The following is a 7,305-nucleotide window of genomic DNA, read 5'->3' as shown; positions in this document are numbered from 1 at the left end:
CCGCGCCGTCCCAGCCGGCCCAGCCGGCCCAGCCGTCCGCCGCGAGCGCCGTCGGGAGCGGCACCCCGGCGGCCGGCGGCCCGAACCCCCCTCCCACGGCGTCGTCCGCCGCCGCGAGCGCCCGGGCGGCCCGCCCGAGGGCCGCAGCGGCCCGGTCGAGGTCGGCGGCCACGGCCGACAGCACGACGAGGTCGGCGCGGGTGGGACCCGTGCCCCGCAGCACGACCGGCCCGCCCGGCCCGCCGGCCGTCCCCCGGCCCGCACCGCCCCACCGACCGTCGTCCGTGCCGTCATCCGTGCCGTCATCCGTGCCGTCGTCCGTGCCGCCACCCGTGCCGCCACCCGTGCCGCGAGCCGGGCCGCCACCCGTGCCGTCACCCACGGCGGCCCCGCGTGCCGGCGACGCCCGCCCGCGCCCCCGCGAGCGCCGCGTCGACGTGCTCCACCAGCGCCGCGACGGCGAGCCGCAGCCCCGCCTGCCGGTCGGCGAACCCCGCGGCCCCCGGGCCGGTCCAGGCGCCGCGGGGCACGGCCCCCACCGCTGCGGCCGCCTCGCCCACCGCGGCGGCCGCGCGCCGGAGGTGGTCCGCCAGCGCCTCGTCGTCCCCCTCTGCTCGCATGCGCGGCACCGTAGGGAGCCCGCAGCATCCCTCGGTCCCGTCCGCCGACCACCCGGGACGACCGGCGCCCCGCGCGGGGCTGTGGACGTCCGCCGGTCCCGGTGCCGCAGGTCCGCCGCCGACGTGCACCGCCGCCGCGCGCACCGGCACCGCCGTCCACGGGTGCCGGACGGGTGCGCGGCCGCCGGGACGCTCCTGGGAGACTGGCGCCATGACGGCCCCCGACGCACCCCCCGCCGCCCCCGACGCCGCCCCCGACGCCGCCCCCGCCGGCGCGGGCACCCGCCCGGACGCCGACGCCGCCCCCGCCCGCGTGCGGCTCGCGGACGTCACGCCGCCCATCGCGCTCGGCCCGCTCGACGGCCGCTACCGCCCGGCCGTCGCGCCGCTCGTCGACCACCTCTCGGAGGCCGCGCTCAACCGCGAGCGCGTGCACGTCGAGGTCGAGTGGCTCCTGCACCTCACGGAGCACGGCGTCGTGCCCGGCGTGCCGTCCCTCGGGGACGCCGAGACGGCCTACCTCCAGGACGTCGTGACGACGTTCGGCGCCGACGAGGTCGCCGAGCTCGCGGAGATCGAGCGGACGACCGTGCACGACGTCAAGGCCGTCGAGTACTTCCTCAAGCGCCGCCTCGACCGCGCGCCGGAGTCCCTCGGCGCCGCGACGGTCCTGCCCTCGCTCGCCGAGCTCGTCCACTTCGCGTGCACGAGCGAGGACGTCAACAACCTCTCGTACGCCCGCATGGTGCGCGGCGCGGTGCACGAGGTGTGGCTGCCGGCGGCGACGGCGCTCGTCGACGAGGTCGCCGCGATGGCCCACCGGTACGCGGACCAGCCCCTCCTGGCGCTCACGCACGGCCAGCCCGCCACGCCCACGACCGTCGGCAAGGAGCTCGCGGTCCTCGCGCACCGCCTGCGCCGCCAGCTCCGCCGCATCGCGGGCGACGAGGTCCTGGGCAAGCTCAACGGCGCCACGGGGACGTACGGCGCGCACGTCGTCGCGGTGCCCGGGGCCGACTGGGAGGTCGTCTCGCGCACGTTCGTCGAGCGGCTGGGCCTGACCTGGAACCCGCTGACGACGCAGATCGAGTCGCACGACTGGCAGGCCGAGCTCTACGCGGACGTCGCCCGCTTCAACCGCGTGCTGCACAACCTCGCCACGGACGTGTGGACCTACATCTCGCGCGGCGTCTTCGTGCAGGTCCCCGTGGCGGGCGCCACGGGCTCCTCGACCATGCCGCACAAGGTGAACCCCATCCGCTTCGAGAACGCCGAGGCGAACCTCGAGCTGTCCTGCGCGCTCCTCGACACCCTCGCCGCCACCCTCGTGACGAGCCGCCTGCAGCGCGACCTCACGGACTCCACGACCCAGCGCAACATCGGCCCGGCGTTCGGCCACTCCCTGCTCGCGATCGACAACGTGCGCCGCGGCCTGCGCGCCCTGCACGTCGACGCGGACCACCTGGCCGCCGAGCTCGACGGCAACTGGGAGGTCCTCGGCGAGCCCGTCCAGGTCGCGATGCGCGCGGCGGCGGCGGCGGGCGTCGAGGGCATGGAGAACCCCTACGAGCGGCTCAAGGAGCTCACGCGCGGGCGGCGGCTGACGGCCGACGACATGCGCGGGTTCGTCGCCGGGCTCGGGCTGCCCGCGGACGTGGAGGCACGGCTGGCGGCGCTCACGCCCGCGACCTACACCGGCCTGGCGGCCCGGCTCGTCGAGCACCTCGACGACTGACCCGCGCCGCGGCCCGTCGGTGGGGCGTCAGCGCCCGTCCCCGACGAGGACCGGCAGCTCCGGCACGTCGATCGCGGCGAGCTCGGCCACGGCCGCGGCGAAGGCCGACCCGTCGCCGGCGCGGGCCGCCTCCCGCGCCCGCACGGTCGGCCCGTGCAGGCGGGTGCGCAGCCGGCGGCGCACGAGCCGGACGCCCGGCTCCTCGCGCCGGTCCTCGGGCAGCGCCGCGACCCGCGCCTCGAGCCCGCCGAGGACCCGCGTGCGCTCGGCGACGACGGCCGGGTCCCACGACCGCACCCGGCGCTCGGCCTCGAACTGCTCGGCCATGCCGGCGGCGACGGCGCGGGCCCGCTCCACGGCGGCGTGCTCGGCCGGGGCGTGCTCCGCGACCGTGTGCAGCGTGACGAGCCGGACGCCGGGCAGCTCGCCCACGCGCGGGTCGATGTCGTGCAGCAGGGCCAGGTCGACGACCGTGAGCGGCCGGTCCGTGCCCGTGCGGGCGGCCTCGAGGTGCTCCGCGGTGAGGACGGGCCCGGCGGCGCCGCTGCACGCCACGACGAGGTCGGCGTCCTGCACCTCGTCGGCGAGCGAGCGCTCCGGCGGCACGGCGCCCACGCCCCGGGCGGCCGCGAAGGGGGCGGCGCGGCCCGAGGGCGAGTAGACGCGCACGTCCCCGCACCCGCGGGCCCGCAGCGCCGCGAGGCTCGCCCCGGCGTAGGAGCCCGTCCCGACGAGGACGCAGCGCACCGCGGGCCAGGCCGGCAGGCCCCGCTCCGCGAGGTCGAGCGCGACCCCCACGACGGACCGCCCCGTGGCACCGACGCCCGTCGCCGCCTCGACCGCCCGCGAGGAGCGCGACGCGGCCTGGAAGAGGGTCTCGAGGTCGGCCGTGGCCGTCCCGTCGCGGCGGGCGGCGACGAGGGCGCGCCGCACCTGGCCGGCGATCTCGCGCTCCCCGACGACCATGGACTCCAGGCCGCTGGCGACGCCGAAGAGGTGTCCGCTCACCTGCGGGCCGACGAGCAGGTGCAGGTGGCTGCCGACCTCCTCGGCGGGCAGCCCCGACCGGTGCGCCACGGCCTCCGCGACGCCGGCCCAGGCCGCGGGGACCTCGTCGGCGTCCGCCACGTCGAGGTAGAGCTCGAGACGGTTGCACGTCGCCAGGGTCACCGCCCCCTGGACGGGACCCCCGGCCGCCACGAGCTCGGCACCGACGGCCGCAGCATCCGTGGACAGCTGGTCGAGCACCGACAGGTCGAGGTCGCGGTGGCTCGCCACGAGACTCACGAGCACCACGGGGAGGATTGAAACACGCCGGGAAATGTCCGGCACAATCCTCGGGTGACGCTCCCTCAGGATCACCCCCTCGTCCGCGGCCGGACCGCGGATTCCGCCCTCGTCCGCGCGTATTCCGGGCACCGCGACGGCGGGCGCGCGATCTGGTTCATGCGCCAGGCCGGGCGGTCGCTGCCGGAGTACCGGGCCGCCCGCGCGGGGACGGCCATGCTCGACGCCTGCCTCGACCCGGGCCTGGCGAGCGAGATCACGCTGCAGCCCGTCCGGCGGCACGGCGTCGACGCGGGGATCTTCTTCTCGGACATCGTCGTGCCGCTGCGCCTCGTCGGCGTCGACGTCGAGATCGAGCCCGGCGTCGGTCCCGTCATCGGCACCCCGGTCCGGACGGCCGACGACGTCGCCCGGCTGCGCGACCTCGGCCCCCTCACGGCGGAGCGGCTCGCGCCGGTGACGGAGGCGGTCGCGCTCACGGTCGCGGCGCTGGGCAGCACGCCCCTCATCGGGTTCGCCGGCGCCCCCTTCACCCTGGCGGCGTACCTCGTCGAGGGCGGGCCCTCGCGCGACCACCTCGCGGCCCGCACCCTCATGCACGCGCAGCCGGAGGTGTGGGCGGACCTGCTCACGTGGGCCGCCGACGTCACGGGCACCTTCCTGCGGGCCCAGGTCGTGGCGGGCACGAGCGCGGCCCAGCTCTTCGACTCCTGGGCCGGGTCCCTGTCCCTGGCGGACTACGAGCGGTCCGTCGCGCCGGCCTCGGCGCGGGCCCTCGGGCACGTCCGCGACCTCGACGTGCGCACCGTCCACTTCGGCACCGGCACGGGCGAGCTGCTCGCCGCGATGCGGGACGTCGGCGCGGACGTGGTCGGGGTCGACCACCGGATCCCGCTCGACGAGGCCTCCCGCCGCCTCGGGGGGCGCACGCCGGTCCAGGGCAACATCGACCCGGCCCTGCTCGCGGCGCCGTGGCCCCTGCTCGAGGCGCACGTGCGGGACGTCGTGCGGCGCGGCGAGGCCGCCCCCGGGCACGTGGTGAACCTCGGCCACGGCGTCCCCCCGGCGACCGACCCGGACGTGCTCACGCGGGTCGTCGCGCTCGTGCACGGCCTCTGACCCCCGTGACGGCCGCGGCGGACGACGGGGGCCGGACCTGGGACGTCGTCGTCGTGGGGGGCGGCGTCGGTGGTCTCGTGGCGGCGCGCGAGGCGGCCCGCGCCGGCCGGCGCACGCTCGTCCTCGAGGCCCGCGACCGGGTCGGCGGGGTCGTCGCGGCCCACACGGTGGACGGCCTGGTCCTCGACGCGGGCGCGGAGTCCTTCGCCACGCGGGGCGGGGCCGTCGAGGCGCTGGCGCGCGGCCTCGGGCTGGGCGAGGACCTCGTGCGGCCCACGGCGCCCGGGTCGTGGGTGCACGGGCCGTGGGGCGACGGGCCCCTGCCGCGCACGGGGCTGCTGGGCATCCCCGGGCACCCGCTGGCGGCCGACGTCCGCGGGACGCTGGGGCTGGGCGGCGCGCTGCGGGCAGGGCTCGACCTCGTGCTCCCGGCGCGGGTGGGGGCGGGGGCGACGAGCCTCGGCGCGCTCGTCCGGGCCCGGCAGGGGCGGCGCGTGCTCGACCGGCTCGTCGCCCCGGTGGTCGGCGGGGTGCACGCGGCGGACCCCTCGGCCCTGGCCCTGGACGCCGTGACGCCCGGCCTGGCGGCGGCACGGGCGGCGGCACGGTCCGGGTCGCTGGCGCGGGCGGTGCGCGCGCAGCGGGCGTCGGCGCCGGCCGGCTCGGCGGTGCTCGGGCTGGCCGGCGGCCTGCACCGCCTCGTCGACGCGCTCGTCGCGGACCTCCTCGACGCGGGCGGCGTGGTGCGGACGCAGGCGCAGGTCACGGCGCTGCGGCTCGCGGCCGGCGGCCCCGGGGCGGAGCTCGTCGTGGCGGGCGACCGCGCCGCGACGACCACGGATGGCGTGGTCCTCGCGTCGGCGGCGGCGGCGGGGCTCCTCGTCGGCGCCGGGCTGCTGGACGAAGCCCCCGGGACGGACGAGGGGTCCGCCATCGCGCTGGTGACGCTCGTCGTCGACGCCCCCGCCCTGGACGCGGCGCCGCGCGGGACGGGCGTCCTCGTCGCCCGCGGGTCCGCCGACGTCCGCGCGAAGGCGCTCACCCACGCGACCGCCAAGTGGGCGTGGGCCGCCGCCGCGGCCGGGCCGGGGCGCCATGTCCTGCGGCTCTCCTACGGGCACGCCGAGGACGACCCGACGACAGCCCCGGACGGCGACCTCGTCGCGCAGGCGCGGGCGGACGCGGCCGTGCTGCTCGGCGTGCCGCTGGCGCCGGGGACGGTGCGGGACGCCGACGTCGTGCGGTGGACGCAGGCGCTGCCGCGGCCGGGCGCGGCCCACCGCGACGCCGTGGCGCGGGTCCGGGACGCGGTGGCGGGACGGCCCGACGTGGCGCTCGTCGGCGCCTGGGTCGCGGGCAACGGGCTGGCCTCCGTCGTGCCGCAGGCCCGTGCGGCGGGCCGGTCGCTCGCCGGGGAGAATGCGGCGGGCGGCGTTTCATGACGCCTCTGTCAGATGCTTTTCTGACAGGCCGTCAGAATTCTGTGGGAGGCCGTCCCCGGAATTCTGGCCGGGTCCCGCGAGAAAAGTAAGGCATGCCTGAGTGACGCGCGCCGCATTTTGGTGGCGCGGCGCGCCCGGGGGGAGGATGAGGGCATGCCAGAGGTCCGCATCGGCACCCGCGCGAGCGCGCTCGCCCGCACCCAGACCGGCCACGTCGCGGACGCCCTGCGCACGCTCGGGGTGCGGGAGGTGGGCACCGTCCACGTGCGGACGGAGGGCGACGTCGTCACCGCGCCCCTCTCGAGCCTCGGCGGCACCGGGGTCTTCGTGACCGCCCTGCGCGACGCCCTCCTGGCCGGGCGGTGCGACGTGGCGGTGCACTCCTTCAAGGACCTGCCGACCGCGCCGGCGCCCGGGCTGCGGGTCGCGGCCGTCCCGCCGCGGGAGGACCCGCGGGACGCCCTGTGCTCCGTCGGCGGCACGGCGGGGGCGCGGCTGGCGGACCTGCGGCCGGGGGCCCGGGTCGGCACGGGGTCGCCCCGGCGGGCCGCGCAGCTGCGGGCCGCCCGGCCCGACCTCGAGGTCGTGGACCTGCGGGGCAACGTCGACTCCCGGCTCGGTCGCGTGACGTCGGGGGACCTCGACGCCGTCGTCCTCGCGCTCGCCGGCCTCGCGCGCCTGGGGCGGCTCGACGCCGTCTCCGAGGTCCTCGACGCCGACGTCATGACGGCCGCCGCCGCCCAGGGGGCCCTGGCGGTCGAGGTCCGGGACGACGAGACCGACCCCGTGCTGCTCGCGGCGCTGGCGGCGCTGGACCACCGGCCGACCCGCCTGGCCGTGGCGGCCGAGCGCGCGCTGCTCGAGCGCCTCGAGGCCGGGTGCGCGGCGCCGGTCGGCGCGATCGCGCGGCTGGGCGAGGGGCCGGGCGGCGGGACGCTGCACCTGGAGGCCACCGTCGCGGCCGTCGACGGCACGCGGGTGCTGCGGCGGCGGGCCTCCGTGGTGCTGCCGGAGGGGCAGGAGGACGCGGGCGCCGGCGCGGCCCGCCGTCCGGCCGCCGCCGACGACGTCGCCGCGGGGCCCGGCGCGGACGCGGGGCCCG

7 protein-coding genes are annotated in these 7,305 nt (G+C 79.2%); 4 read left to right on the top strand and 3 right to left on the bottom strand.

Annotated elements, in window-relative coordinates:
- Together EJA20_RS18885 and EJA20_RS17570 are read right to left on the bottom strand one after the other, a co-directional pair.
- The coding region (locus EJA20_RS18885; protein ID WP_205687569.1) for a hypothetical protein at nt 1–223 on the bottom strand (223 nt) is incomplete at its 3' end.
- Between the two features lie 151 nt (nt 224–374).
- A complete protein-coding gene (locus tag EJA20_RS17570) occupies nt 375–620 on the bottom strand; it encodes a hypothetical protein (RefSeq protein WP_129339820.1) in 246 nt (81 codons plus the stop codon).
- Between the two features lie 211 nt (nt 621–831).
- Here EJA20_RS17570 and purB point away from each other — a divergent pair, with 211 nt between their 5' ends.
- Entirely contained in the window at nt 832–2,355 is a 1,524-nt protein-coding gene (gene purB, locus EJA20_RS17565; protein WP_129339819.1) for an adenylosuccinate lyase, read from the top strand.
- A 27-nt stretch (nt 2,356–2,382) separates the two neighbouring features.
- Here the strand turns inward: purB and EJA20_RS17560 are convergent, their stop codons facing one another.
- Complete coding sequence (locus EJA20_RS17560; protein ID WP_129339818.1) at nt 2,383–3,651, bottom strand: glutamyl-tRNA reductase; 1,269 nt, start codon at nt 3,649–3,651, stop codon at nt 2,383–2,385.
- Between the two features lie 45 nt (nt 3,652–3,696).
- Between EJA20_RS17560 and hemE the strand changes: the two genes are divergently transcribed.
- The 3 genes from hemE to hemC all read left to right on the top strand — a co-directional run.
- Nucleotides 3,697–4,761, top strand: a complete 1,065-nt coding sequence (gene hemE / locus EJA20_RS17555) for a uroporphyrinogen decarboxylase (RefSeq protein WP_129339817.1) — start codon at nt 3,697–3,699, stop codon at nt 4,759–4,761.
- Between the two features lie 5 nt (nt 4,762–4,766).
- Nucleotides 4,767–6,203 (top strand): protoporphyrinogen oxidase, encoded by a 1,437-nt coding sequence (gene hemG / locus EJA20_RS17550; RefSeq protein ID WP_129339816.1) that lies wholly within the window; start codon nt 4,767–4,769, stop codon nt 6,201–6,203.
- A gap of 153 nt (nt 6,204–6,356) precedes the next feature.
- The coding region (gene hemC, locus EJA20_RS17545; protein WP_129339815.1) for a hydroxymethylbilane synthase at nt 6,357–7,305 on the top strand (949 nt) is incomplete at its 3' end.

It is taken from the genome of Cellulomonas endophytica (assembly GCF_004123805.1).
GTDB classification, from domain to species: Bacteria; Actinomycetota; Actinomycetes; order Actinomycetales; family Cellulomonadaceae; genus Cellulomonas; species Cellulomonas endophytica.
The sequence above is the reverse complement of the archived record's forward strand: the minus strand, read 5'-3'. Positions and strand labels throughout refer to the sequence as shown.

What these genes read in the sequence shown, in the direction of transcription:
- purB (WP_129339819.1), top strand. Translation starts at nt 832, where the DNA reads ATGACGGCCCCCGACGCACCCCCCGCCGCCCCCGACGCCGCCCCCGAC.
- EJA20_RS17570 (WP_129339820.1), bottom strand. Translation starts at nt 620, where the DNA reads ATGCGAGCAGAGGGGGACGACGAGGCGCTGGCGGACCACCTCCGGCGC.